This is a genomic window from Sulfitobacter faviae, from assembly GCF_029870955.1.
GTDB lineage: Bacteria > Pseudomonadota > Alphaproteobacteria > Rhodobacterales > Rhodobacteraceae > Sulfitobacter > Sulfitobacter faviae.
In genome coordinates this window covers 1,244,112-1,267,175 of the sequence record NZ_PGFQ01000001.1, presented here as the reverse complement: position 1 = coordinate 1,267,175, position 23,064 = coordinate 1,244,112, and the positions used below count along the sequence as shown (strand labels likewise).

Annotated in this window: 26 protein-coding genes and 2 pseudogenes; 22 read left to right on the top strand and 6 right to left on the bottom strand. The window is 64.9% G+C overall.

What is annotated here, in order from left to right; all coding sequences use genetic code 11:
• Positions 1-95: 95 nt before the first annotated feature.
• The 7 genes and pseudogenes from CUR85_RS06580 (at position 96) to CUR85_RS06550 (ending at position 6,837) form a co-directional block, all read left to right on the top strand.
• Positions 96-1,840: pseudogene (locus tag CUR85_RS06580) on the top strand (type I secretion system permease/ATPase).
• Positions 1,827-3,137, top strand: coding sequence for an HlyD family type I secretion periplasmic adaptor subunit (locus CUR85_RS06575; protein ID WP_067266828.1), 1,311 nt, complete (start codon positions 1,827-1,829; stop codon positions 3,135-3,137). Before CUR85_RS06580 ends, CUR85_RS06575 begins: the two are co-directional and overlap by 14 nt.
• An 84-nt stretch (positions 3,138-3,221) precedes the next feature.
• Positions 3,222-3,680, top strand: a complete 459-nt coding sequence (locus CUR85_RS06570) for a RidA family protein (protein ID WP_067266830.1) — start codon at positions 3,222-3,224, stop codon at positions 3,678-3,680.
• The gene (locus CUR85_RS06565; RefSeq protein WP_067266832.1) at positions 3,677-4,438 is read left to right on the top strand and encodes a glycerophosphodiester phosphodiesterase family protein; all 762 of its coding nucleotides are present in this window, start codon (positions 3,677-3,679) and stop codon (positions 4,436-4,438) included. Before CUR85_RS06570 ends, CUR85_RS06565 begins: the two co-directional genes overlap by 4 nt.
• A gap of 48 nt (positions 4,439-4,486) precedes the next feature.
• Positions 4,487-5,674 carry a GNAT family N-acetyltransferase gene (locus CUR85_RS06560; protein WP_067266833.1) on the top strand — a complete coding sequence of 396 codons (1,188 nt, stop codon included), beginning with the start codon at positions 4,487-4,489 and terminating at the stop codon, positions 5,672-5,674.
• Positions 5,671-5,979 (top strand): 4a-hydroxytetrahydrobiopterin dehydratase, encoded by a 309-nt coding sequence (locus CUR85_RS06555; protein WP_067266835.1) that lies wholly within the window; start codon positions 5,671-5,673, stop codon positions 5,977-5,979. Before CUR85_RS06560 ends, CUR85_RS06555 begins: the two co-directional genes overlap by 4 nt.
• Positions 5,980-5,991: 12 nt before the next feature.
• A complete protein-coding gene (locus CUR85_RS06550) occupies positions 5,992-6,837 on the top strand; it encodes a mechanosensitive ion channel family protein (RefSeq protein ID WP_067266837.1) in 846 nt (281 codons plus the stop codon).
• 86 nt (positions 6,838-6,923) lie between these two features.
• Here the strand turns inward: CUR85_RS06550 and CUR85_RS06545 are convergent, their stop codons facing one another.
• Positions 6,924-7,412 (bottom strand): peroxiredoxin, encoded by a 489-nt coding sequence (locus CUR85_RS06545; protein ID WP_067266838.1) that lies wholly within the window; start codon positions 7,410-7,412, stop codon positions 6,924-6,926.
• 88 nt (positions 7,413-7,500) lie between these two features.
• Between CUR85_RS06545 and CUR85_RS06540 the strand changes: the two genes are divergently transcribed.
• The 9 genes from CUR85_RS06540 (at position 7,501) to CUR85_RS06505 (ending at position 15,100) form a co-directional block, all read left to right on the top strand.
• Positions 7,501-8,706, top strand: coding sequence for an NAD(P)/FAD-dependent oxidoreductase (locus CUR85_RS06540; RefSeq protein ID WP_067266840.1), 1,206 nt, complete (start codon positions 7,501-7,503; stop codon positions 8,704-8,706).
• Positions 8,703-9,260 carry a 16S rRNA (guanine(966)-N(2))-methyltransferase RsmD gene (gene rsmD, locus CUR85_RS06535; RefSeq protein ID WP_067266842.1) on the top strand — a complete coding sequence of 186 codons (558 nt, stop codon included), beginning with the start codon at positions 8,703-8,705 and terminating at the stop codon, positions 9,258-9,260. The genes CUR85_RS06540 and rsmD overlap by 4 nt, the downstream gene beginning before the upstream one ends.
• A 128-nt stretch (positions 9,261-9,388) precedes the next feature.
• Positions 9,389-10,651 carry an imelysin family protein gene (locus CUR85_RS06530; RefSeq protein WP_067266843.1) on the top strand — a complete coding sequence of 421 codons (1,263 nt, stop codon included), beginning with the start codon at positions 9,389-9,391 and terminating at the stop codon, positions 10,649-10,651.
• A 63-nt stretch (positions 10,652-10,714) separates the two neighbouring features.
• On the top strand, positions 10,715-10,963 hold the full coding sequence (locus CUR85_RS06525; RefSeq protein ID WP_067266845.1) for a (2Fe-2S)-binding protein: 249 nt from the start codon (positions 10,715-10,717) through the stop codon (positions 10,961-10,963).
• Entirely contained in the window at positions 10,960-11,445 is a 486-nt protein-coding gene (gene bfr, locus CUR85_RS06520; protein WP_136720255.1) for a bacterioferritin, read from the top strand. Before CUR85_RS06525 ends, bfr begins: the two co-directional genes overlap by 4 nt.
• 52 nt (positions 11,446-11,497) lie before the next feature.
• Positions 11,498-13,039: a di-heme oxidoreductase family protein gene (locus CUR85_RS06515; RefSeq protein ID WP_082851988.1), complete on the top strand. Its 1,542-nt coding sequence runs from the start codon at positions 11,498-11,500 to the stop codon at positions 13,037-13,039.
• Positions 13,039-13,851 carry an imelysin family protein gene (locus CUR85_RS06510; RefSeq protein WP_343245414.1) on the top strand — a complete coding sequence of 271 codons (813 nt, stop codon included), beginning with the start codon at positions 13,039-13,041 and terminating at the stop codon, positions 13,849-13,851. The genes CUR85_RS06515 and CUR85_RS06510 overlap by 1 nt, the downstream gene beginning before the upstream one ends.
• Entirely contained in the window at positions 13,848-14,024 is a 177-nt protein-coding gene (locus CUR85_RS20095) for a hypothetical protein (protein ID WP_343245413.1), read from the top strand. Before CUR85_RS06510 ends, CUR85_RS20095 begins: the two co-directional genes overlap by 4 nt.
• The gene (locus CUR85_RS06505; RefSeq protein WP_067262501.1) at positions 14,024-15,100 is read left to right on the top strand and encodes a DUF1513 domain-containing protein; all 1,077 of its coding nucleotides are present in this window, start codon (positions 14,024-14,026) and stop codon (positions 15,098-15,100) included. The genes CUR85_RS20095 and CUR85_RS06505 overlap by 1 nt, the downstream gene beginning before the upstream one ends.
• Before the next feature lie 29 nt (positions 15,101-15,129).
• Here the strand turns inward: CUR85_RS06505 and map are convergent, their stop codons facing one another.
• Both map and sfsA read right to left on the bottom strand, forming a co-directional pair.
• Complete coding sequence (gene map, locus CUR85_RS06500) at positions 15,130-15,960, bottom strand: type I methionyl aminopeptidase (protein ID WP_067262503.1); 831 nt, start codon at positions 15,958-15,960, stop codon at positions 15,130-15,132.
• Positions 15,961-16,011: 51 nt separating this feature from the next.
• On the bottom strand, positions 16,012-16,719 hold the full coding sequence (gene sfsA, locus CUR85_RS06495) for a DNA/RNA nuclease SfsA (protein WP_067262505.1): 708 nt from the start codon (positions 16,717-16,719) through the stop codon (positions 16,012-16,014).
• A 47-nt stretch (positions 16,720-16,766) separates the two neighbouring features.
• Between sfsA and CUR85_RS06490 the strand changes: the two are divergent.
• From CUR85_RS06490 to CUR85_RS06470, 5 genes and pseudogenes are all read left to right on the top strand, one after another.
• A pseudogene (locus tag CUR85_RS06490) lies at positions 16,767-17,485 on the top strand (competence/damage-inducible protein A).
• Positions 17,482-18,198, top strand: a complete 717-nt coding sequence (locus CUR85_RS06485; RefSeq protein ID WP_067262508.1) for a GNAT family N-acetyltransferase — start codon at positions 17,482-17,484, stop codon at positions 18,196-18,198. The pseudogene CUR85_RS06490 and the gene CUR85_RS06485 overlap by 4 nt, the downstream one beginning before the upstream one ends.
• Positions 18,199-18,209: 11 nt before the next feature.
• Positions 18,210-18,779 (top strand): peroxidase-related enzyme, encoded by a 570-nt coding sequence (locus tag CUR85_RS06480; RefSeq protein WP_067262510.1) that lies wholly within the window; start codon positions 18,210-18,212, stop codon positions 18,777-18,779.
• Positions 18,776-19,372 carry a hypothetical protein gene (locus CUR85_RS06475; protein ID WP_280322277.1) on the top strand — a complete coding sequence of 199 codons (597 nt, stop codon included), beginning with the start codon at positions 18,776-18,778 and terminating at the stop codon, positions 19,370-19,372. The genes CUR85_RS06480 and CUR85_RS06475 overlap by 4 nt, the downstream gene beginning before the upstream one ends.
• Positions 19,330-19,728 (top strand): OmpA family protein, encoded by a 399-nt coding sequence (locus tag CUR85_RS06470; protein ID WP_280322275.1) that lies wholly within the window; start codon positions 19,330-19,332, stop codon positions 19,726-19,728. The genes CUR85_RS06475 and CUR85_RS06470 overlap by 43 nt, the downstream gene beginning before the upstream one ends.
• A 1-nt stretch (position 19,729) precedes the next feature.
• Here CUR85_RS06470 and CUR85_RS06465 read toward each other — a convergent pair whose 3' ends face one another.
• Complete coding sequence (locus tag CUR85_RS06465) at positions 19,730-20,161, bottom strand: Lrp/AsnC family transcriptional regulator (RefSeq protein ID WP_067262523.1); 432 nt, start codon at positions 20,159-20,161, stop codon at positions 19,730-19,732.
• A 123-nt stretch (positions 20,162-20,284) separates the two neighbouring features.
• Between CUR85_RS06465 and CUR85_RS06460 the strand changes: the two genes are divergently transcribed.
• Entirely contained in the window at positions 20,285-21,526 is a 1,242-nt protein-coding gene (locus CUR85_RS06460) for an MFS transporter (protein ID WP_136720256.1), read from the top strand.
• Here the strand turns inward: CUR85_RS06460 and CUR85_RS06455 are convergent.
• A complete protein-coding gene (locus CUR85_RS06455; RefSeq protein ID WP_067266040.1) occupies positions 21,523-22,437 on the bottom strand; it encodes an ornithine cyclodeaminase family protein in 915 nt (304 codons plus the stop codon). The two genes, CUR85_RS06460 and CUR85_RS06455, sit on opposite strands and share 4 nt — an antisense overlap.
• The gene (locus CUR85_RS06450; RefSeq protein ID WP_067266037.1) at positions 22,434-23,054 is read right to left on the bottom strand and encodes an HAD-IA family hydrolase; all 621 of its coding nucleotides are present in this window, start codon (positions 23,052-23,054) and stop codon (positions 22,434-22,436) included. Before CUR85_RS06450 ends, CUR85_RS06455 begins: the two co-directional genes overlap by 4 nt.
• Between the last annotated feature and the right edge of the window lie 10 nt (positions 23,055-23,064).

Here is a 23,064-nt window from a genome sequence, read left to right as displayed (position 1 = left end):
CGAAAAATCAATAGCATTGGGTTGTTAAACTCAGTATCAATTCCCCAAAGGCGGGAAGGTGCTGCGCGCGTGGCGGGCAGCGTTGAAGGGGTTTGATGCAAAGCGATGTGGTGAACAGGGGGCTGTCCGAGCTGCGTCGCGTGCGCAGGCGCAGCCGCGGGCTTTATTGGGCGGTGGCCCTGTTCAGCCTTTTTGCCAATATGCTCATGCTCACTGGCCCGCTCTATATGTTGCAGGTCTACGACCGCGTGCTCGGCTCTGGGTCAGAGGAAACGCTGATCGCCCTCTCGGTTCTCGTCGTCTTTCTCTATGCGGTGATGGGGCTTTTGGACTACACGCGCGGTCGGATCATGGCGCGGGTGGGGGCGCGGTTTCAATCCGATCTCGACCGGCGGGTCTTCGACGCGGTGGTGCGCAAATCCGCCGTGGCGCCGGATGTGAAAACCAACGCGGGCCTTGCCGATCTCGAAGCCGTGCAGCGCCTCATGACCTCCCCGGTGCTGATGGCCGCCTTTGACGCGCCATGGGCGCCGATCTTCTTTGCCGCGATCTTCCTGTTCCACCCGATGCTGGGCTGGCTGGCCTTGGGCGGTGCCGCCGTGCTGGTGGCAATCGCGGTGGCCAATCAGATGCTGTCGCGCGAAAGCCAAGCCCGGGCTGGCATCTCGGGGCAGGTGGCGGATGCCATGTCGGGCCAGATCAGGGTCGAGGCCGAGATGGTGCAGGCCATGGGCATGCGCGATGCCGCCTTTACCCGCTGGCAGCAGGCCCGGGGGCAGGCGCTGGCGCAGCAGGTGAAATCGACCGACGTGGGCGGCACCTTTACCGCGATGACCAAGACGCTGCGGTTGTTTCTGCAATCCGCCATGCTGGGCCTCGGTGCTTGGCTGGTCTTGAAAAACCAGATGACGCCGGGCGCGATGATCGCAGGCTCAATCCTTTTGGGCCGGGCGCTGGCGCCGGTGGAACTGGCGTTGAACCAATGGCCGGTGGTGCAGCGGGGCCGGGCCGGTTGGGCTAATCTGGCGCAGCTTCTGGGTGCGGTGGGGGAGGAGCCCGCGCGCACCGCCCTGCCACAGCCAAAGGCAAAACTCGCCGCAAAGGCACTGACCGTCGTGGCACCGGGTGAGAAACAGGCGGCACTCAAGTCAATCAACTTCACCGTGGAGCCGGGGCAAGCGGTTGGCGTGATCGGCCCCTCGGGGCGGGGAAATCGACCTTGGCCCGCACGCTCACCGGGGTCTGGCCGCCTGCGGGCGGCTCTATCCGCCTCGACGGGGCCGCGCTGGAGCATTACGGGAGCGAGACCTTGGGGCGGCATATCGGATATCTGCCGCAGCGCGTTCAGCTGTTCGACGGCACCATTGCCGAGAATATCGCCCGGCTCTCGCCCGATCCCGACGACGCCAAAGTGGTCAAGGCGGCCAAGATGGCGGCGGCCCATGAGATGATCCTCGAATTCCCGCAAGGCTATGACACGCCCATCCGCGCGGGGCAGGTGCGGCTTTCGGGCGGGCAGATGCAGCGGATCGGGCTCGCGCGGGCGCTGTATGATGACCCGGTGATCGTCGTGCTGGATGAGCCGAACTCGAACCTCGACAATACCGGCTCTCAGGCGCTGAACCACGCGATCCGACAGATGAAGGCCAGCGGGCGGTCCGTGCTGATCATGGCGCATCGCCCGGCGGCCATTCAGGAATGCGACACGCTGCTGGTGCTGGATAACGGCATGCGCAAAGCCTTTGGCCCCAAGGATGAGGTGCTGGCCGGGATGGTGCAAAACCACCGCGAGATCCAGAAAGCGCCCGCGCGCTCGGGGGCGTGGTATGAACGCCCGTGAGGACAAGCGCTGGTCGGCGGCGCGGCCCCTGATCCTTGGGTTCATCGGGCTGCTCCTGCTCTTCGGCGGTTTTGGCACATGGGCGGTGACCAGCCAAATCGCCGGGGCGGTCGTGGCCTCGGGCCGGATCGAAGTCGACCGAAACCGGCAGATCGTCCAGCATGAGACCGGCGGCGTGGTGGCCGACATCCTTGTGGATGAGGGCGACAGCATCGCCGCCGGGGATGTGCTGCTGCGGCTGGATGCGGAACAACTCACCTCGCAATTGGCCATTGTCGAAGGGCAGCTTTACGAGCTTATGGCCCGGCGTGGGCGGCTAGAAGCGCAGCGCGATGAGGTTGAGACGGTCACTTTCGACGAAGAGTTGCTGACCGCCGGGGCGACGAACCCTGACGTGCAGGAATTGGTGGACGGGCAGCGCAACCTCTTTGACGCGCGCCGCGTCAGCGTGGCGCAAGAGCTTGAGCAATTGGGCAAGCGCCGGGCGCAGATCAACGCGCAAATCCGCGGGGTCGACGCGCAGGAGGCCGCGCTTTCGCGGCAGTTGGAGCTGATTGAAGAGGAATTGGCCAATCAGCAATCGCTGCTGGACCGGGGCCTGACGCAGGCCTCTGCCGTCCTGACGCTGATGCGCGAACAGGCCCGCCTGCGCGGCCAAATCGGAGAGCTGTCGGCGCAAAAGGCGCAGTCGCAAGAGCGTGTGACCGAGATCGACATCGAACGGCTGAAACTGCGCTCCGCCGGGCGGGAAGAGGCGATCACCCAGTTGCGCGATCTGCGCTACCGTGAGTTGGAGATGGCCGAGCAGCGCCGCGCGCTTAGGGCTGAGATCGACCGCCTTGATATCCGCGCGCCGGTGTCGGGGGTGATCTATGGCATGCAGGTGCAAACCCCGCGTTCCGTCGTGCGCGCGGCGGAGCCGCTGATGTATCTCGTTCCGCAGGACCGTCCGCTGATCATCGCCTCGCAAGTGCAGACCATTCACATCGATCAGGTCGCCGTGGGCCAAGAGGTGAACCTGCGTCTTTCGGCGCTGAACCAGCGCACCACGCCGGAACTGGTGGGCAAGGTCTTGCAGGTCTCTGCCGATTCCATCGAGGATGACGCCACCGGTCAGAGCTATTACCGGGCCGAGATCGCGCTGAACCCCGGTGAGACGGATAAGCTTGAGGCGGGCACCATCCTCCTCCCCGGCATGCCGGTTGAGGCTTTCATCCGCACCGGGGAGCGCTCTCCCATGGCCTATTTGCTGAAACCGATGGCCGACTATTTCGCCCGTGCCTTCCGCGAAAGCTGAGGCCGGGCAGGTGGCAAAGGGGCTTTCCCTTGGCGCGGCGGGCGGTTAGCGTCCGCCCAGAACCGCAACCAAAGGAAGCCCGTCATGTCCCTGACCGCCCGCCTTGCCGAACTCGGCATCACCCTGCCCGACGCGCCCGCACCCGCTGCGAACTATGTGCCCTTCGTGGTCACCGGCGATACCGTCTATGTCTCGGGCCAGATCTCCAACGGGCCGGATGGGTTGATCACCGGGCGTTTGGGCGCTGATATGGACGTCGACGCCGGTGCCGCCGCCGCGCGCAGCTGTGCGCTGAGCCTTCTGGCGCAGGTCCGCGCCGCCTGTGATGGCGATCTGGACCGGCTTAAACGGGTGGTGAAACTGACTGGCTTCGTGAACTCCACCGCCGATTTCACCGACCAGCCCAAGGTGATCAACGGCGCCTCTGACTTCATGGTAGAGGCGTTGGGCGATGCGGGTCGTCACGCCCGCTCGGCGGTTTCTGCCGCATCGCTGCCGCTGGGTGTCGCCGTCGAAATCGAAGGCATCTTTGAGATCGAATGACCCTTCCTGCCGCCTTTTTGAACATTCCGCTGGCGCATCGCGCGCTGCATGACCTCGCCGCTGGACGGCCCGAAAACAGCCGCGCCGCCGTGCGCGCGGCTGTCGATGCGGGGCTAGGCATCGAGATCGACCTGCAACTCAGCGCCGATGGCAAGCCGATGGTGTTCCACGATTACGGGTTGGAACGGCTGACGGCAGAGCAGGGCGCGGTTCGGCTGCGCGACGCAAGTGCCCTTGCCGCGATCCCGCTAAAGGGCGGTGATGAGGGGATTCCGACGCTTGAGGACATCCTCGACCTCGTTGCCGGGCGCGTGCCGCTCTTGGTGGAGTTCAAGGATCAGGATGGTGCCATGGGGCCGGATGTCGGTGCGCTTGAGGCCGCCGCGGCGGAACTGCTTGGCCGCTACCGCGGTGATCTGGCGGTCATGTCCTTCAACCCGCATTCGGTGCGCGCGCTGGCCCGGCTTTTGCCCGAGGTGCCGCGCGGCCTGACCACCAGCGCCTATCGCCCCGATGAATGGCCGCTGCCCGCCGCGACCTGTGACCGGCTGCGCGAGATTCCCGATTACGCCGACAGCGGGTCTTGTTTCATCAGCCATGAGGCCGACGATCTGAGCCGCCCCCGCGTGGCGGAACTCAAGGCCGAAGGGGCGGCGGTGCTCTGCTGGACGATCCGCAGCCAAGCGGAGGAAGAGATCGCGCGTCAGGTGGCGCAGAACGTGACCTTTGAGGATTATCTGCCGCGCCCGCGCCCTTGATCTGCGAGGCCGAGGCCACACATAGGACCCAAGGCAGGCAAGGCTCAGATGAACGCGCAGGAAATCGAGATTACCGTGGTGCCGGAATTGGCGCAGATCGGCCAAGAGGATTGGGGCGCCTGCGCCTGTCCCGAGGCCGCGGATGGGGGCCGTCCGCGCGACCCTTTCACCACCTATCGCTTCCTCTCGGCGCTTGAGCGCAGCGGCTCGGTCGGCCCCGGCACCGGCTGGCAGCCGCAGTATCTGGTGGCGCGGATCGCAGGCCAAGTGATCGCCGTCGCGCCGATGTATGCCAAATCCCACAGCCAAGGCGAATATATCTTCGATCACAACTGGGCCCACGCCTATGAGCGCGCGGGCGGGCGCTATTACCCGAAACTCCAGATCGCGGTGCCGCATACCCCCGCCACCGGGCGGCGTTTTCTGGTGCGGCCCGGGTTCGAAGAGGCGGGCACCGCCGCGCTGGTTCAAGGCGCGGTGCAGCTGACCGACAACAACGCGCTGTCGTCGCTGCATGTGACCTTTTGCACCGAGGGCGAAGTCGCGCGGGCCGAAGAGCTTGGCCTGATGAGCCGCAAGAGCCAGCAATTCCATTGGCACAACCGCGATTATGCGGATTTCGATGGGTTCCTCGCCAGCCTGTCCTCGCGCAAGCGCAAGAACATCCGCAAGGAACGCGCGCATGCGCAGGATTTCGGCGGCACGATCCATACCTTCACCGGTGACCAGATCGAGCCGGAACATTGGGATGCCTTTTGGCAGTTCTACCAAGACACCGGCGCGCGGAAATGGGGCTCACCCTATCTCACGCGGGAATTCTTTGACCATGCGCAGGAAAGCCTGCGCGACGATATCGCATTGGTGCTGGCCGAACGTGACGGGCGTTGGGTGGCCGGGGCGCTGAACTTTATCGGGCGCGAGACACTCTTTGGCCGCTACTGGGGCTGTACCGAACATCACCCCTTTTTGCATTTCGAACTATGCTACTATCGCGCCATGGATTTCGCCATCGCCCATGGGCTTGCCCGTGTCGAGGCGGGCGCGCAGGGCGAACACAAGCTCGCGCGGGGCTATCTGCCTTCGCCCACATGGTCGCTGCATTGGATGCGCGACCCGGGCTTTGCCGCCGCCGTGGGGGAGTATCTGCAGGCCGAACGCGACGCCGTGGACGAAGAGATCAGCGTGCTGACCGACTACGGACCTTTCAAAAAGACGACGATCGAGGAACAAGAATGACCGAGAGATTGAGCATCGAGACCCGCAAGACGCTGCTGCAACCGCTGTTCAACACGGGCTGGGAAATGGTCGAAGGCCGGGATGCGATCCACAAGACGTTCAAGTTCAGTGACTTCGTCGAAGCCATTGGCTGGATGACAAGGGTAGCAATCTGGGCGGAAAAATGGAATCACCATCCGGAATGGAGCAACGTTTACAACCGGGTGGAGGTAACGTTGATCACCCATGACGTGGATGGGCTCAGCTCGCTCGACGCGAAGCTGGCGCGTAAGATGGATGGTCTCTTTGGGGCCGGCAAAGACTGACGGAGAGACCGGATGCAAGATTTGTTTGAAACCGAGTTGTGGCAGGGCAAGACAGTTGCCGATCTGCTGACGCTGGAGTTCTTGGCCAGCGCGGCGGGATCGGTGATCGCCGCGATTGCCATTCTGCTGCTGGGCTGGGTCATCTCAAGCTGGCTGCAACACCGGGTCGAGAATCTGGGCAAACGGCATAAGCATCTCGATGAGATGCTGTTCGAATTCCTCGCCTCCATCGTGCGCTATGTGGTGCTGGGTTTCACCGTTCTCTTTGTCCTCAATACCTTCGGGGTCAAAACGACCTCGGTCGTGGCAGTCATCGGTGCGGCGGGTCTGGCGATTGGTCTGGCCCTGCAAGGCACCCTGTCGAACGTGGCCGCGGGCGTCATGCTGATCCTGTTCCGCCCGATCAAGATCGGCGATTTCGTCGTGATCGCGGGCGAGATGGGGACGATCAAACAGATCAACCTGAACTACACGGTTCTCGCCGATCTCAGCAATGTGCAGGTCATCGTGCCGAACTCCGAGGTTTGGGGCAATGTGATTACCAACTATTCGGTCAACCCGACGCGCCGGGCGGAGTGGACCTTTGGCGTGGGCTATGGCGCGAACCTCAAGACCGCCGAGGATATCATCCGCAGCACGATCATGTCGGATGAGCGCGCGCATACGGATCCCGAGCCCTTCATTCAGGTGAACAATCTCAACGACAGTTCGGTGGATTTCCTCGTGCGGGTCTGGTGCAGCGCGGACGATTACTTTGCCTTCAAGGCCGATATGACCCGCAAGGTCAAAGAGGCGTTGGATGAGGGCGGGGTGGATATCCCCTTCCCCACGCGCACGATCGTTCAGGCGGCGGAGTAAGGCTTCTGAAGGGGCGATGCCCGGTGTGCCACCGGGCGGATCGTAGCAAGGGCAGCGCCTGATCCGCTTAGCCGCTGCCCGTCACTCTACATATTGTCCAACAGCGCTTCGCCGCCGGAAATCTCGCAGGTGCCTGCGCTTTCTTCGGGCTGCCAGAGCGTCACCTTCCCGTCTTCGACCAGCATCGCATAGCGTTTTGACCGGCCCACCAGCCCGGCGCCCTCGGCGTCGAACTCCATGCCGATGGCGCGGGTGAATGCGCTGCTTGCGTCGGCGAGCATGGTGATCCCGGCCTCGGTTGCGCCGGTCGCCTCGCCCCAAGCCTTCATCACGAAAGGATCGTTGCAGGAGATGCAGATCACCTCATCCACGCCCTTGGCGTCGAACCGATCCTTGGTGCGCACGAAGCTGGGCACATGGGCAGAGTGGCAGGTCGGCGTGAAGGCGCCCGGCACGGCAAAGATCACCACTTTGCGGCCTTTGACCTTGTCGGCCATCTGCACCGGTTCGGGCCCATCGGCGCCCATCTGAACCAGTTTCGCGTCTGGCAATGTCGAACCTTGAGAAATCGTCATGGGATAGCCTCTCCTGTCATTGCGGTTGTCTTGGGGCCAGATATAGGCTTTGACCGCGACTGAGACCAGATCAATCGGGGGGTGGCAGATGCAGCATGTGGTGGTGATCGGAGCCGGGCAGGCGGGGGCGTCATGCGTGGCAAAACTGCGGAGCGGCGGGTTCGAGGGGAAAATCACCCTCATCGGCGCCGAGCCGTGCCCCCCTTACCAACGCCCGCCCCTGTCCAAAGGCTACCTGCTGGGGGAGATGAGCCAAGAGCGTCTCTTGCTCCGGCCCGAGGCATTCTACGCCGATCAGGGGATCACGCTGAAGACCGACTGCCGCGTCACGGCGATTGACCCAGAGGCGCGGGTGCTGAGCACCTCCGACGGGGCTGTCGCCTATGACGAACTGGTGCTCGCCACCGGCTCGACCCCGCGCCGCTTGCCCGCCGCGATTGGCGGGGCGCTGGAGGGTGTCTTTACCGTGCGCGATCTGGCGGATGTCGATGCCATGGCCCCGCGTTTCGTGAGAGGTGCGAAAGTGCTGATCGTCGGCGGCGGTTATATCGGGCTGGAGGCGGCAGCGGTCGCGGCCAAGCTGGGGCTTGAGGTCACGCTGGTGGAAATGGCCGACCGGATCCTGCAACGGGTCGCGGCGCCGGAGACCAGCGATTATTTCCGCGCCCTGCACGAAAGCCACGGCGTGCGCCTGCGCGAAGGCGTTGGGCTGGAGCGGCTCTTGGGCGAGGGCCATGTCACCGGCGCACGGCTGAGCGACGGCACAGAGATCGCCGCCGATTTCGTCATCACTGGCGTCGGCATTGAGCCCGACATCGCGCTGGCCGCCAGCGCGGGGGTCGAGATCGACAACGGCATCAAGGTCGACGCGCAGGGGCGCACGAACCTGCCTAGCATCTGGGCGGCAGGAGACTGCACCTCATTCCCCTATCGCGGCGGGCGCATCCGTCTGGAAAGCGTGCCGAACGCCATCGAACAGGCCGAGGTCGTGGCCGAAAACATCCTCGGCGCGGGCAAGGAATATGTCGCCAAACCGTGGTTCTGGTCTGACCAATACGATGTGAAGCTGCAAATCGCCGGGCTGAACGCAGGCTATGACCGCGTCCTCACCCGCCGGGGCGCGGGCAGCGCGTCCTTCTGGTATTACCGCGGTGAGACTTTGCTGGCCGTCGATGCCGCAAATGATCCACGGGGCTATATGGTCGGCAAACGGTTGATTGAGGCCGGCAAATCGCCCGATCCTGCCTTGGTTGCGGACCCTCAGACGGACCTCAAGGCGCTGCTGCGGGCATGAGGATCATCGCTGGGAAATACCGGGGCCGCCCGCTGGCGGCACTTGGCAAGGGCGACGCCGGGGCGCATCTGCGCCCGACCTCGGACCGGGTGCGCGAAAGCCTTTTCTCGATGCTGACCCATCACGACGTGATCAAAGGCGCGCGGGTGCTGGACCTCTTTGCAGGCACCGGCGCGCTTGGGTTCGAGGCACTGTCGCGCGGGGCCGCATCGGTTTGTTTCGTCGAAAATGGCCGCAGCGGGCAGCGGCTGATCGGGGAGAATATCCGCAAGCTGGACACGGCGGCGGACACCCAACTGCTGCGCCATGATGCCACGCGGCTGGGGCCGTGGACGCAGGCGGCTTTCGATCTGGTCTTTCTCGACCCGCCCTATGGCAAGTCCATGGGGCAAAAGGCGCTTGCCGCGGCGGCCGAAGGCGGCTGGCTCGCCCCCGGGGCGATGGTTGTCTGGGAGGAAAGCGCCCCCATGCAGGCGCCCGAGGGATTCGCCCGGATCGACACGCGCAAATATGGCGATACCCATGTGACCCTGTTGGAAAGGGCCACCAATTAACGGGATTTCGCAGGTTCAGCCCGCCTGAGGTTGTACCTTGTCTTTTCCGACAAAATAAGTCACCTATTGCCCGAAGGCCCGATACGCCCTGTGTCGGGACCGTGGTGATTTTCAAGGAAGGACATCCGATGCGCCTCAAAGCGTCCACGGCCATTGCGCTGATCACATTCGCCGCCGCCCCGGCATTCGCCCAAGGCAAGGCCGAGGTGCTGGACACCTATGCCGACATCGCGCAGGCTGGATACGAAGACAGTCTGACCACCGCGCAGACCCTGCAAGCCGCCGTCGAGACGCTGATCGCCTCCCCCTCTGCCGAGGCGCTTCAGGCGGCGAAAACCGCATGGCTGGCCGCCCGCGTGCCCTACCAGCAGACCGAGGTGTTCCGCTTTGGCAATGCCATCGTCGATGACTGGGAAGGCAAGGTAAACGCATGGCCGCTGGACGAAGGTCTGATTGACTATGTCGACGCCTCCTATGGCGGTGAGACGGATGAGAACCAACTGGCGGTTCTGAACGTCATCGCCAACCCGACCTTCACGCTCGGCGGGGAAGAGGTGGACGCCACCGAGATCACCCCCGCACTGCTCGAAGGGCAGTTGCATGAGGCGGGCGCGGTCGAGGCCAATGTCGCCACCGGCTACCATGCCATCGAATTTCTGCTCTGGGGCCAAGACCTGAACGGCACCGACCACGGCGCGGGCGACCGTCCTTGGACCGATTACGCAGCGGGCGACGACTGCACCGGCGGCAATTGCGACCGCCGTGGGCAATACCTCAAGGCCGCCACCGATCTCTTGGTCAGCGATCTGGAATGGATGGCCGGTCAATGGGCCGAAGGCGGCGAGGCACGCGCCGCCGTGCTGGCCGACGAAGACGCCGGGATCGACGCGATCCTGACCGGCATGGGCTCGCTCTCCTACGGCGAACAGGCCGGGGAGCGGATGAAGCTGGGCGTCATGCTGAACGATCCCGAGGAAGAGCATGATTGCTTCTCGGACAACACCCACAACAGCCACTACTACGACGGTCTGGGCGTGCGGAACGTCTATCTGGGCGAATACCTGCGCGTCGATGGGCGTGTGGTCTCGGGCGCGTCGCTGTCCGATCTGGTGGCCAGTGCCGACGCGGGTGTCGACGAAGACCTGCGCGCCAAGCTGAACGCTTCCATGGTGGAGCTGGGCCAGATCAAGACCGCCGCCGAAGCGGGTTTCAGCTATGACATGATGCTTGAGCGTGGCAATGCCGAGGGCGAGGCGCTGATCATGGGCGCGGTCGACGCGCTGGTGAACCAGACGCGCGCCATCGAACGCGCAGTGACGGCTCTGGGCGGTGACGAGATCGCCTTTGAAGGCTCCGACAGCCTCGACGCGCCGGAGGCCGTCTTCCAGTAATCCTAAACTTTCCCCCGGGCCGCGCTGTCGCGGCCCGGGGCCAGCCAAGGAATACGCAACACCATGATTGTTTGTCACTGTCAGAACATCACCGATCGCGACATCAACAATGCCATCGACTGGATGCGCGCCTCTGACGCACGCACGGTCATCACGGCCGGTAAAGTCTACCGCGCCTTGGGCAAAGCGGCCGATTGTGGGGGCTGCATGCCTCTGTTCTTGTCTACCATGCGCGGAAATGGCAACTTTTCCGTGCCGGTGCTGACAACCACTCTATGTCAGGCAAAACCAAACAAGGAGACAGGTTCATGAAGGGCGACGACAAGGTCATCGAATATCTCAATGCGGCATTGCGCAGCGAATTGACGGCGGTCAGCCAGTATTGGCTGCATTACCGCCTGCAAGAAGACTGGGGCTATGGTCGGCTTGCCGATAAATCGCGCGAGGAAAGCATCGAAGAGATGAACCACGCCGACAAGCTGATCGAACGGATCATCTTCCTCGAAGGGCACCCCAACCTGCAAAAGCTGGACGCGCTGCGCATCGGTGAGACGGTCAAGGAATGTCTGGAGGCCGATCTCGCCGCCGAACATGAGGCCCGCACCCTCTATATCGAGGCGCGCAATCACTGCGATCAGGTGGGCGATTACGTCTCGAAGAACCTGTTCGAAGAATTGATCGCCGATGAGGAAGGGCATATCGACTTCCTCGAAACCCAACTGGCGCTTCAGGCGGAACTGGGCGAGGCCGTCTATGGCCAGCTTCAGGCCAAGCCGACGGACGACAGCAAGTAACCACGACAGGCAGGCCCGGTTTCGGGCCTGCCGCTTATCCAAGGCATTCCCCATGCGTTTCCTCATTCCGATGCTCACGGTGGCCGCCGCGAGCATGGCCGCCGCCGCTCCGCAAGCCTTGGAGGAACCGCATCTGAAGGTGATCCCCCGCACTGCGGAAGAGGCCGCCCGGATCGCCAAGGTCACCGCCCCCGCGACCGAATTCGACAAGCCCGAACCCTTTGAAACGAACCCGGCAGGGGCCGCCACGGTCAGCCCGCGCGGCAATGCCGATGCGTTTTCGCTGCCCTCGGGCAATATCCCCTTTGAGCGTGAGTTGGACTTCAAGGTCGGCAACGGGCTGTTCAAAAAACTGTGGGTCTCTTCGCCCTCGTCGACGCTGGCCTCTGACGGGCTGGGGCCGCTCTTCAACGCGCGTTCCTGCCAGCGCTGCCATCTGAAAGACGGGCGCGGCCATCCGCCCGAGGGGCCTCAGGATGATGCGGTGTCGATGTTCCTGCGCATCTCGGTCCCCACGCCCCCCGAAGAGGCGATGAGCGAGATCGAGGCCTTCCTGCTCTCGGTGGGGGATGAGACCCCGCGCACGCGGCCCGATCCGGTCTATGGTGGGCAATTGCAGGATTTCGGGGTGGCGGGACATCCGGCGGAGTACCGTCTCGGCGTGCGTTATGAAGAGGTGGAGGTCGCCCTGTCGGATGGGGAGACCGCCAGCCTGCGCCGCCCGACCTACAGCGCCGAAGACCTCGGCTATGGCCCCTTGGCCGAGGGTGCGATGCTCAGCCCCCGCGTCGCACCGCCGATGATCGGCTTGGGCCTGTTGGAGGCGATCCCAGCGGCAGATATCCTGGCGCTGGCCGACCCGGAGGACGCCGATGGCGATGGCATTTCGGGCCGGGCGCAGATTGTCTGGTCCTTTGAACACGCGCGTCCGATGCTGGGCCGTTTCGGCTGGAAAGCCGGCGCACCGACGATCCGCGAGCAATCCGCCAGCGCCTTTGCAGGCGACATTGGCATTTCCTCCCCCATTTTCGACGCGGCATGGGGCGATTGCACGGCAGAGCAGACCGCCTGCCGCGCGGCACCCCATGGGGATGGTGACGACCGTGGCACCGAGATCGACGCCGAAGGGCTGGATCTGGTGACTTTCTACAGCCGCAACCTTGCCGTGCCCGCCCGACGTGATGTCGGCGCGCCTGAGGTGCTGCGCGGCAAGGCGGTGTTCCATGAGGTCGGCTGCACCTCCTGCCACCAGCCGAAATTCGTGACCGAACGGTTGGAGGACCAGCCCGAGCAGAGCTTTCAGCTGATCTGGCCGATGACCGATCTTTTGCTGCATGACATGGGCGAAGGGCTGGCCGACAACCGCCCTGAGGGCCGCGCGAACGGGCGCGAATGGCGCACCGCGCCGCTCTGGGGCATCGGCTTGACCGAACAGGTCAACGGCCATACCCAATTCCTGCACGATGGGCGGGCGCGGTCGCTGCTCGAAGCGGTGCTCTGGCACGGCGGCGAAGCCCAGCCCGCCCGCGATGCCGTGGTCGACATGCCCAAAGCCGACCGTGACGCCCTGATCCGCTATCTGGAGAGCCTCTGATGCGCAGCCTGCTGACCGCCACCTTCCTTCTGACCGCCGCCCCCGCCCTCGCCGGGGTGGAAGAGGTGATCCAAGATCACGCGCTGCCCGGCACCGCCCGTTTCGCCTCGGCCACGGCGGCGCTTGATACGGCGGCGCAGGCCGATTGCACCGATGCCGCCCTGCGCCCGGCCTATCAGCAGGCCTTCGACGCATGGATGGGCATCGCGCATCTGACCCTTGGACCGCTAGAGGAAGACGGGCGCGGGCTGGCCATCGCCTTTTGGCCCGACACGCGCGGCATGGTGGGGCGCAGCGTGGCGCGGATGGTGGCCGAAGAAGACCCGATCGCGACAAGCGGTGATTACGCCGAAGTCTCCATCGCCGCGCGCGGGCTCTTTGCGCTGGAACGGCTGCTTTATGACGATGATTTCGCGGGCTACGAGGCTGACAGCTATAGCTGCGCGCTCGCCCGCGCGATGGCGGCCGATCTGGCGGAACTGGCGCGGGAGGTCGACACCGCATGGCGTGAGGACTTCGCGACCACGCTCCGCAGCGCAGGGGAGGCGGGCAACGACCGTTTCCTCAGCCCGCGCGAGGCGTCTCAGGCGCTCTATACGGCTTTGGCAACAGGGCTGGACTTCGTCGCCGACCAACGTCTGGGCCGCCCGATGGGCCGTTTCGACGCCCCCAAACCGCAGGTGGCCGAGGCGCGCCGTTCGGGCCGCAGCCTGCGCAATGTGGTCCTGTCGCTCGAAGCATTGCACAGTCTGGCCGACACGCTGTCGGACGCGCCCACCCCAAGACCGATGCCGCATTCGACCGCGCATTGAGCGCCGCGCGTGCATTGGAAGACCCCGTTTTTGCCGGGGTGGCCGATCCGATCAGCCGTATCCGGGTCGAGGCGCTGCAAAACGATGTGCGCGCCATTTCCGAGGCGGTGGGGGCAGAGATCGCCCCGGCGCTTGGCGTCTCGGTTGGGTTCAACTCGGCGGATGGGGATTGATGCCCTCGCGCCGCCATTTCCTTGCCGGTCTCGCCGCCGCGTCGAGCCTACCGGCGATGGGCTGGGCCGCCGCCGGAAGCCCCGTCTACCTTGCCGCCGCGCGTGACCCATCGGGGGCCTATGCGCTTTTCGGACTGGATGGGACGGGCCACGACATTTTCCGCATCCCGCTGCCCGACCGGGGCCATGCCGCCGCCGCCCATCCTACCGCGGCCGAGGCGGTCGCCTTTGCCCGCCGTCCGGGCCGGTTCGCGCTGGTGATCGACTGTGTGAAGGGCCGTGTGGCCCACAGGCTCGACGCGCCGGAGGGGCGACATTTCTACGGGCATGGGGCGTTTTTGCAGGGCGGGGCCATCCTCGCCACCAGCGAAAATGACATCGACAGCGGCGAAGGGCGCATCGGCCTGTGGTCCCGCGCCAAGGGCTATGCCCGGATCGGAGAGATTGCCTCGGGCGGGGTCGGGCCCCATGAAATCCGCCGCTGGGCCGAGGATGTGCTGGTGGTGGCCAATGGCGGCATCCGCACTCATCCCGACAGCGGGCGGGAGAAGTTGAACATCGATGTCATGCGGCCCAATCTGTCTTATGTCAGCCTCGCGGGTGAGGTGCTGGAGCAGGTTTCGCTGCCTGATGACCTGCATAAGAATTCGATCCGTCATCTGGCCTTGGCACCGGACGGGCAGGTGGCCTTTGCGATGCAATGGCAGGGGGAGCCGGGCGACGGCGTGCCGCTGCTGGGGCTGCATCGTCGCGGGGAAGACCCGATCTTGGCCGAGGCCGATCTGGCCGAGCAAATCGCGATGCAGGGCTACGCGGGCAGCGTGGCATTTGCGGCGGATGGCGGGGCGGTCGGGATCACGTCACCGCGCGGCGGGCGGTTGCATGTCTTTGACAACCGTGGCGCATTCCTCGCCAGCCATCGCCGCGCCGATGTCTGCGGGTTGGCACCGGGCCGGGGCGGTTTCGTGGCAACGGATGGGCTGGGCGGTATCCTGTCGCTGCAAGAGGCGACGCTGTCGCGGCTGACCACGGCCAAACGGGCGTGGGACAACCATTTGGTTGCCATCGACGCATAGGCGGGCGGGGGCCGTGCCCCCACCGCGCTTTAGTCGGTCTTGTAGGTCGGGTGGAACAGACCGCCGGGCGAAAGGGTGAAGATCTCGACCCCGTCTTCAGTCACGCCAACCGAATGTTCGAACTGCGCCGAGAGGGATTTGTCGCGGGTGACGGCGGTCCAATCGTCGGCGAGGGTCTTGGTCTCGGCCCGGCCAAGGTTCACCATCGGCTCGATGGTAAAGAACATGCCCGGCTCAAGCACAGCACCGGTTCCGGGGCGGCCATAGTGCAGCACGTTGGGCGGCGCGTGAAAGACCTGCCCCAGGCCGTGACCGCAGAAGTCGGTCACGACCGACATGCGGTGGCCTTCGACAAATGTCTGGATCGCATGGCCGATGTCGCCAAAGGTATTGCCCGGCTTCACCGCGTCGATCCCGCGCATCAGGCTGTCGTGGGTCACGTTGATCAGCCGCTCGGCCTTGCGCGACAGTTTGCCCGCCACATACATGCGGCTGGTGTCGCCGAACCAGCCATCGACGATGACGGTCACGTCGATGTTCAGGATGTCGCCGTCTTTCAGCTTCTTGTCGCTGGGGATCCCGTGGCAGACCACATGGTTCACCGAGATGCAGCTGGCGTGTTTGTAGCCCTTGTAGCCGATGGTGGCGGATTTCGCCCCGGCGGCGTTGACCTTCTCTTCGATCAGGCGGTCCAACTCTCCGGTGGTTTGACCGGGGAAGACATGCTCTGCGATCTCGTCGAGGATGGTGGCGGCGAGACGGCCCGCTGCCTGCATCCCGGCATGATCGGAAGGCTCGTAAATGCGAATGCCGTCGCGCGTCTGGCGGCCTCGGTGTGCGTTGTTCACCGCTCTCTCCATGCTTGTGTTCGCTCCTACTTAACGTGGCTTTCGGGCGAGGGCCAGAGCGGCTCAGCCCGCGAAGGGGATCGGTTGCGCCAGTGTGACGGCTTGGGGCGTGATATGGGTGCCGATGGCGTAGATTTCCAGCCCCGCCGCCCGCGCGGCATGGGAGGCGGCGGCATAGGTCGGGTCGATATCGGTGGCGAGGCGCATCCGCGTGCAATCTGTGCGCTGCACCAGATAGAGCAGCACGGCGCGGTGCCCGGCCTGCGCCATCCGCGCCAATTCGCCCAGATGTTTCGCCCCGCGCGCGGTCACGCTGTCGGGAAACTCGGCCAGCCCGGTTTCGCGTGACAGGGTGACGGATTTCACCTCGACATAGGCAGCGGGCAGGCCATCGCCGTTGAGCAGGAAGTCGATGCGGGAGTTTTCGCCGTATTTCACCTCGGGCCGCACCTCGGTATAGGCGGCGAGCGGGGCGACCTCACCCGCGATCAGCGCCGCCTTCATCGCGCGGTTGGGCAGGGCGGTGTCGACGCCGGTGAAATGGCCGTTCTCATGGTCCACCAACCGCCAGCCGTAGTTCAGCTTCTTCTTCGGATCGTCGTTCGGCTCCAGCCAGATGCGGCTGCCCGGTTCCGCCAGTCCCATCATCGAGCCGGGGTTGGCGCAATGGGCCACTACCTCTTCGCCCGTCTCCTCAAGCCTGCAATCGGCCAGAAAGCGTTTGTAGCGGCGGATCAGCCGGGCGGGGACAAGTTGGGTTTGAAAGCGCATGGGGCGCGGCCTATACCGAAGGGACGCCATCCTCAAGGAGCCGCCCCATGTCAAACCCCACCGCCGCGATGATCGTGATCGGCGACGAAATCCTCTCGGGCCGGACCCGCGACAGCAATATGCATCACCTTGCGGGGGAGTTGACGAAAGTGGGGATCGACCTGCGCGAAGTGCGCGTGGTCTCGGACGATCACGGGGCGATCATCGCCGCCGTGCAGGCGCTGTCGTCGGCCTATAGCCATGTCTTCACCTCGGGTGGGATCGGGCCGACCCATGACGACATCACCGCCGATTGCATCGCCGCCGCCTTTAACCGCGACATCGACGTGCGCGACGATGCGCGCGAGATTTTGGCGGAACATTACGCCCGCGCCGGGACCGAGATGAACGCGGCGCGCCTGCGCATGGCGCGCATCCCTGAAGGCGCCGCGCTGATCGAGAACCCGGTCTCTGCCGCGCCGGGCTTTGTGGTTGAGAACGTGCATGTCATGGCCGGGGTGCCGACGGTCTTTCAGGCGATGGTTGCCAGCGTCCTGCCGGGGCTGACCGGGGGCAGCCGCTGATCAGTGAGACGCTGCGCATCGACCGGGGCGAGGGCGATATCGCCGGACCACTGGGCGCGTTGGCCGAGGAATATCCGCATCTGTCCATGGGCAGCTACCCGTTCCAAAAGGACGGCGTCTTTGGCGCGCATGTGGTGATCCGGGGCAGCGATCCGGGGATGGTCGAAGCCGCGATGGCCAAGCTCAAGGCTGCTTTCGCATGAGCGAGGCGCAGACGTTTTTCGACGCGGGCGACGCGACATGGCCCGCTGCGCGGCGCTTTGAGCACGGCCCATGGATACTGCGCGAAGGGCAGGGTGGCGGCAAACGCGTCTCGGCGGCGACGGCACGCGGAGCGATAACAGGTGCCGACATTCCGGCTGCCGAAGCGGCGATGCGCGAGATGGACCAGCGCCCGCTGTTCATGGTCCGCGCGGGGGAAGATGACCTCGACGCGCTGCTGGCCGCGCGGGGTTACGACGTGGTCGATCCGGTCACGGTGCTGAGCCTGCCGATCACCCGACTGACGGATTTGCCGATGCCCCCGGTCACCGCCTTTTGCATTTGGGAGCCGCTGGCGATCATGGCCGAGGTCTGGGCCGCCGGCGGGGTCGGCCCCGCGCGCCTTGCCGTGATGGACCGTGCCGCAACCAAGACCGGCATCCTTGCCCGCTGGAACGAGAAACCCGCGGGCGTGGCCTTTGCCGGGGTGCACAATGATATCTGTATGGCCCACGCGGTCGAGGTGCTGCCCCATCAACAACGCCAAGGCGTGGCGACTTGGCTGATGCGGGCCGCCGCCCATTGGGGGCAGGCGCAGGGGGCCGCGCGCCTGTCGGTGCTCTGCGTAGATACGAACACCCGCGCGCAGGCGCTCTATGCCAAGCTGGGCTTTGCCCCGGTCGGGCACTATCATTACCGTCAAAGCACCGAGTGAAGGATAAGACCATGGCCAACGACATGCCCACCGCCCTTGATCTGCCGATGGTCGATCCGCTGCCCGAGGCGACGCAGAAGTATTTCGCTGTCTGTCAGGAAAAGCTCGGGATGGTACCCAATGTGCTGCGCGCCTATGCCTTTGACATCGACAAGCTGAATGCCTTTACCGGCATGTATAACGATCTGATGCTGGGCGACAGCGCGCTCAGCAAGCTTGAGCGTGAGATGATCGCGGTGGCGGTGTCTTCGGTCAACAAATGCTACTATTGCCTTGTGGCCCATGGGGCGGCGGTGCGCGAAATGTCGGGCGATCCGCAATTGGGCGAGGCGCTGGTGATGAACTACCGCGTGGCCAAGATCAGCGCCAAACAACGCGCTATGCTGGATTTCGCGGTCAAGCTGACCGAGGCGAGCGCCAAGGTTGAGGAGGCCGACCGTCAGGCGCTGCGCGACGTAGGCTTCACCGACCGTGACATCTTTGACATCGCCTGCGTGGCGGGTTTCTTTAACATGACCAACCGGGTGGCCAGCGCCACCGACATGCGCCCCAACGACGATTACCACGCGCAGGCGCGATGATCCGGGCGCGCGTCGCTGCGGCTCTGGCCGGGGTGCTGCTGGCGGCCCCGGCGGCGGCGCTTGAACTGGCGCTGCCCAGCACCGCGCGGCTGACGGCGGAACGCAACACCGCGCCGGATCGCTACGCCGCGCCCGTGGGTGTCTATGCCGAAGGGCAGGTGGCGCGGGTCAATGTCGATGGCGACGTGCGCCGCGCCGCTTGGCGGATGGACACGCCGGGGCTGACCGCCTTGCAAGTGATGCGCCCGCTGCGGCGGCAGCTTGAAGAGGCGGGGTTGGACATCGTGCTCGACTGCGCGGCGCGGGACTGCGGCGGGTTCGATTTCCGCTTTGCGATAGAGGTGCTGCCGGGGCCGAACATGTATGTGAACCTGCGCGCCTTCCATTTCATCACCGCCCTGCGGCGAGATGAGGATGGCACACCGACCGAGGCGATCAGCATCCTTGCCAGCACGGCGGCGACCTCGGCCTATGTGCAGATCATCCAAGCCCGCAGCGGCGATGCGCCGGAGGGCGACAGCCCCCCGTCACGCCCGCCCCAACCGGCGCGGTGCCCCTTGCCGCCGCCACGGAGGATTTCGCGGCGGTGCTGAAGGCCGAGGGGCATCTGGTGCTCAACCGTTTGGAGTTCGAGACCGGTACCTCCGCGCTTGGCCCCGGCCCCTTTGCGACCCTCGCGCGGCTTGCCGAATTGCTTAAGGCAGAGCCGGGTCTGCGGGTGGCGCTGGTGGGTCATACCGATGCGGTGGGCAGTTTGGAGGCCAATACCGCCCTGTCACGCAGACGGGCAGAAGCGGTGCGGGATCGGTTGGTTGAGCGCTATGACGTGGCCCCCGACCGGCTGGAGGCGCAGGGCGCGGGCTATCTCGCGCCGCGCGACAGCAACCTGACCGAAGCGGGGCGCGAACAGAACCGGCGGGTCGAGGTGGTCGTCCTCTCGGTGCAATAGCCTAGGTCGTGACCGTCATCTGGGTGGCCAGCAGCAGGTTCGTCTCGCTTGAGCTTACCCCCTGAATGCGGCGAATTTGGCCTAACACGCTGTCGAGTTCTTCGACGGTCTCCGTCCCCGTCTCGACAATCAAATCCCATTTGCCATTGGTCGCATGGATTGCCTGCACCGCGGGCATGCCTGCAAGAATGCGTTTGATCCGGTCGGTGCCCGCCCCTTCGATGGCCAAGAGCGTATGGCCCCGGATCGGGCTGTGGCGCATGTCTTCTTTCAGGATCAGCGTGAAGCCCAAAATCGCGCCCGAGCTGACCAGACGTTCCACCCGCGCCCGCACCGTCACCCGCGACAGGCCGGTGGTGGCGGCCAGCGCGGAATAGGACATGCGCGCGTCGCGGCGCAGTTCCGCGATGATCTTGTTGTCGATCTCGTCCATCAGCTTCCCGTCTTTTGCACGGGGCCATGTTTACGGCAGCGCGGGCGGGCTGGCCAGTCTTCGCAGATGCGCAATTGACGACGCCCGTGAAACCCATAATCTGCCGCGGAAAGGAACACTTCCATGCAAAGCCGCGCGCCCCTGTTCACCCCGGTCCTGATGGTCGGATGTATCATCATCATGGTCAGCTTCGCCGTGCGGGCCTCCTTCGGCGTGTTCCAGATTCCCATTGCCGAGGAATTCGCATGGGCGCGCAGCGAGTTCTCCCTCGCCATCGCGATCCAAAACCTCGCTTGGGGCATTGGGCAGCCGATCTTTGGCGCGCTGGCCGAGAAGATTGGCGATAGGCGGGCGATTATCATCGGGGCGGTGGTCTATGCCGTGGGGCTGCTCTTGTCGGCCAATTCCGCGACGCCGATCGAGCACCAGACCTATGCCTGGCTCGTGGGCTTCGGCATCGCGGGCACTGGCTTTGGCGTGATCCTCGCCGTGGTGGGGCGGGCGGCCTCGGACGAGAACCGCTCGATGGCGCTGGCCATCGCCACGGCGGCGGGCAGTGCGGGGCAGGTCTTCGGCGCGCCGGTGGCGGAATGGATGCTGGGCTTCATGTCCTGGCAAATGACCTTCGTGAGCTTCGCGGGCGTGATCCTGCTGATGCTGCTGACGCTGCCGATGATGCGCGCGCCTGCGATGGCGAGCCGGGCGGAACTGGAAGAGTCGATGGGCCAGAACCTCGGCAAGGCCTTCCGCGATCCGTCCTATACGCTGATCTTCCTCGGCTTTTTCTCCTGCGGCTACCAGCTTGCCTTCATCACCGCCCATTTCCCGGCCTTCGTGACCGAGATGTGCGGCCCGATCCTTGCGGGCGGCGTGCTGCACAACATCGGCATCACCACCACCTCGGCGCTTGGCGCGGTGGCGATCTCGCTCATTGGTCTGGCCAATATCGCGGGCACGCTGCTGGCGGGCTGGGCTGGCAAGCGCTATTCCAAGAAATACCTGCTGGCGGGGATCTATGTCGGGCGCACGGTGATCGCCGCGGCCTTCATCATGTTCCCGATCACGCCGATGACGGTGATCCTGTTTTCTGTGGGCATGGGCGCGCTCTGGCTCGCCACGGTGCCGCTGACCTCCGGCCTCGTCGCGCATATCTACGGGCTGCGCTACATGGGCACGCTTTACGGCATCGTGTTCTTCAGCCACCAGTTGGGCAGTTTCCTCGGCGTCTGGCTGGGCGGGCGGATGTACGACATCTACGGCAGCTACACTGCGGTCTGGTGGGTTGGCGTGGCCGTGGGCGCCTTTAGCGCTGTAGTGCATCTGCCGATCCGCGAGAAACGGCTCGAGGGGCTGGTGACCGCTTAACCCGCGCGCCAGCGTTCGAGGATGTGGTTGGCGGTCATCAGGTCGAGATGCGCGCCGCCGCCGTTCTTGAATAGGGTGATTTCGTCATCGCTCTGCCGGGTGAAGGCCGAAAGGTCGTAGTAATCCGCAACCAGATGGTCGCGGGTGATGGTGCCCCCCTCAAGCGGGATGTTGATCTCTCCGATATGGCCGATGGTGGTGTCGAAACTGTCGACGAAGACGCGGGCACGCAGCAGCGCCGTGTCGTCCACCTCGCGCATGTCGGGGCGGTAGGCCCCGATGAGATCAACGTGCTGGCCGGGTTGCAACCAATCGCCCTCGATCAGCGGGTCGGTCGACATGGTGGCAGAGGTGACGATATCGGCGGCGCGCACGGCTTGCTCCAGATCGGTCGCCACGTTGATCTTGAGCTCTGCGGCCATCGCCTCGGCGTTCTTGGGCGTCCGGTTCCAGACCGTGAAACGGGCCTTTGGGAAGGCTGCGGAATAGGCGGCGTGCAGCGCCCGGCCTTGGGTGCCCGCGCCGACGATCAGGATGTTCTCACTGTCCGGTCGGGCCAGCCGACGCGCGGCCAATAGGCTGTCGCCCGCGGTCTTCCACTTGGTGACGAGGTGGAAGTCCACGATGGCGGAGAGCGTGCCTGTGACATCATCGAAAAGCGAGACGCCGCCGTTGACCATCGGCACCTCGCGGTCCGGGTTGCCGGGGAAGATCGTGGCGGATTTCACCGCGATGCCCAGCCCGTCGATCCATGCCGCCCGGCTCAAGAGTGTGTCCTTGCCACGGTAGAGGAAGGTGTCTCCGATCTCGGCCTTCGGCAGGTCATGGCCCGCGGCCAGCGCGTCGGTGAGCGCGATCCAGTCCAAGAGCGCCTCGCCCGCGTCGAAAGAAATGTTGGGGATGTCGGTCATGCGGCCTCCTCCCGGGTCAACAGACCTGCGGCGACGAGGCGGTCGGCCCAGCCTTGTGGTCCGGTGAAATGGTGGGTTTGCCAGCCCCGCGCGGCGGCGGCGGCGATGTTGTCGGCGCGGTCGTCGGTGAAGAGCAGGGCTTCGGGCGGCAGGCCGCTCCCTTGCTCCACGGCCTCGTAGATCGAGGGCGCGGGTTTGATCATGCCGAGGTGGCCGGAGATGAAATCACGGTCGAACTCGCGCAGGAAAGGGTAGTGGGTGGCGGCCAAATCATAGCTTTGAATGCCGAAGTTGGTGAGCGAGAAGACCGGAACGCCACGCGCTTGCAGCGCATTCTTCAACCGCAGGGAGTGGTCGATCACCGGGGCGGCCATCTCGATCCAGCGGTCGTGCCAGAGGCGGATTTCATCGCCCCACTCAGGCGTCGCCTCGGCCATGGCATAGATCGTGTCTCGGAAATTCTCGCCGCTGTCGACGCGGTCGTTCATGCCGTGCAGGTCCACGGCGTCGAACATGGCGCGGCGGCGGTCGGGGCCGATCACGCTGTCGTAAAACCGCTCCGGTTGCCATTCGATCAATACGTTGCCGATGTCGAAAACGACCGCCTGTGGTGTCATATCACTTGCC

Coding starts and splice junctions, on each gene's coding strand:
- CUR85_RS06455 (WP_067266040.1), bottom strand. CDS start 22,437: ATGACCGACATCCCCAACATTTCTTTCGACGCGGGCGAGGCGCTCTTG.
- sfsA (WP_067262505.1), bottom strand. CDS start 16,719: ATGCGCTTTCAAACCCAACTTGTCCCCGCCCGGCTGATCCGCCGCTAC.
- CUR85_RS06575 (WP_067266828.1), top strand. CDS start 1,827: ATGAACGCCCGTGAGGACAAGCGCTGGTCGGCGGCGCGGCCCCTGATC.
- CUR85_RS06505 (WP_067262501.1), top strand. CDS start 14,024: ATGCCCTCGCGCCGCCATTTCCTTGCCGGTCTCGCCGCCGCGTCGAGC.
- CUR85_RS06570 (WP_067266830.1), top strand. CDS start 3,222: ATGTCCCTGACCGCCCGCCTTGCCGAACTCGGCATCACCCTGCCCGAC.
- CUR85_RS06475 (WP_280322277.1), top strand. CDS start 18,776: ATGATCCGGGCGCGCGTCGCTGCGGCTCTGGCCGGGGTGCTGCTGGCG.
- CUR85_RS06460 (WP_136720256.1), top strand. CDS start 20,285: ATGCAAAGCCGCGCGCCCCTGTTCACCCCGGTCCTGATGGTCGGATGT.
- CUR85_RS06565 (WP_067266832.1), top strand. CDS start 3,677: ATGACCCTTCCTGCCGCCTTTTTGAACATTCCGCTGGCGCATCGCGCG.
- CUR85_RS06550 (WP_067266837.1), top strand. CDS start 5,992: ATGCAAGATTTGTTTGAAACCGAGTTGTGGCAGGGCAAGACAGTTGCC.
- CUR85_RS06465 (WP_067262523.1), bottom strand. CDS start 20,161: ATGGACGAGATCGACAACAAGATCATCGCGGAACTGCGCCGCGACGCG.
- CUR85_RS06545 (WP_067266838.1), bottom strand. CDS start 7,412: ATGACGATTTCTCAAGGTTCGACATTGCCAGACGCGAAACTGGTTCAG.
- bfr (WP_136720255.1), top strand. CDS start 10,960: ATGAAGGGCGACGACAAGGTCATCGAATATCTCAATGCGGCATTGCGC.
- rsmD (WP_067266842.1), top strand. CDS start 8,703: ATGAGGATCATCGCTGGGAAATACCGGGGCCGCCCGCTGGCGGCACTT.
- map (WP_067262503.1), bottom strand. CDS start 15,960: ATGGAGAGAGCGGTGAACAACGCACACCGAGGCCGCCAGACGCGCGAC.
- CUR85_RS06510 (WP_343245414.1), top strand. CDS start 13,039: ATGCGCAGCCTGCTGACCGCCACCTTCCTTCTGACCGCCGCCCCCGCC.
- CUR85_RS06485 (WP_067262508.1), top strand. CDS start 17,482: ATGAGCGAGGCGCAGACGTTTTTCGACGCGGGCGACGCGACATGGCCC.
- CUR85_RS06525 (WP_067266845.1), top strand. CDS start 10,715: ATGATTGTTTGTCACTGTCAGAACATCACCGATCGCGACATCAACAAT.
- CUR85_RS06480 (WP_067262510.1), top strand. CDS start 18,210: ATGGCCAACGACATGCCCACCGCCCTTGATCTGCCGATGGTCGATCCG.
- CUR85_RS06540 (WP_067266840.1), top strand. CDS start 7,501: ATGCAGCATGTGGTGGTGATCGGAGCCGGGCAGGCGGGGGCGTCATGC.
- CUR85_RS06560 (WP_067266833.1), top strand. CDS start 4,487: ATGAACGCGCAGGAAATCGAGATTACCGTGGTGCCGGAATTGGCGCAG.
- CUR85_RS06450 (WP_067266037.1), bottom strand. CDS start 23,054: ATGACACCACAGGCGGTCGTTTTCGACATCGGCAACGTATTGATCGAA.
- CUR85_RS06555 (WP_067266835.1), top strand. CDS start 5,671: ATGACCGAGAGATTGAGCATCGAGACCCGCAAGACGCTGCTGCAACCG.
- CUR85_RS06515 (WP_082851988.1), top strand. CDS start 11,498: ATGCGTTTCCTCATTCCGATGCTCACGGTGGCCGCCGCGAGCATGGCC.
- CUR85_RS06530 (WP_067266843.1), top strand. CDS start 9,389: ATGCGCCTCAAAGCGTCCACGGCCATTGCGCTGATCACATTCGCCGCC.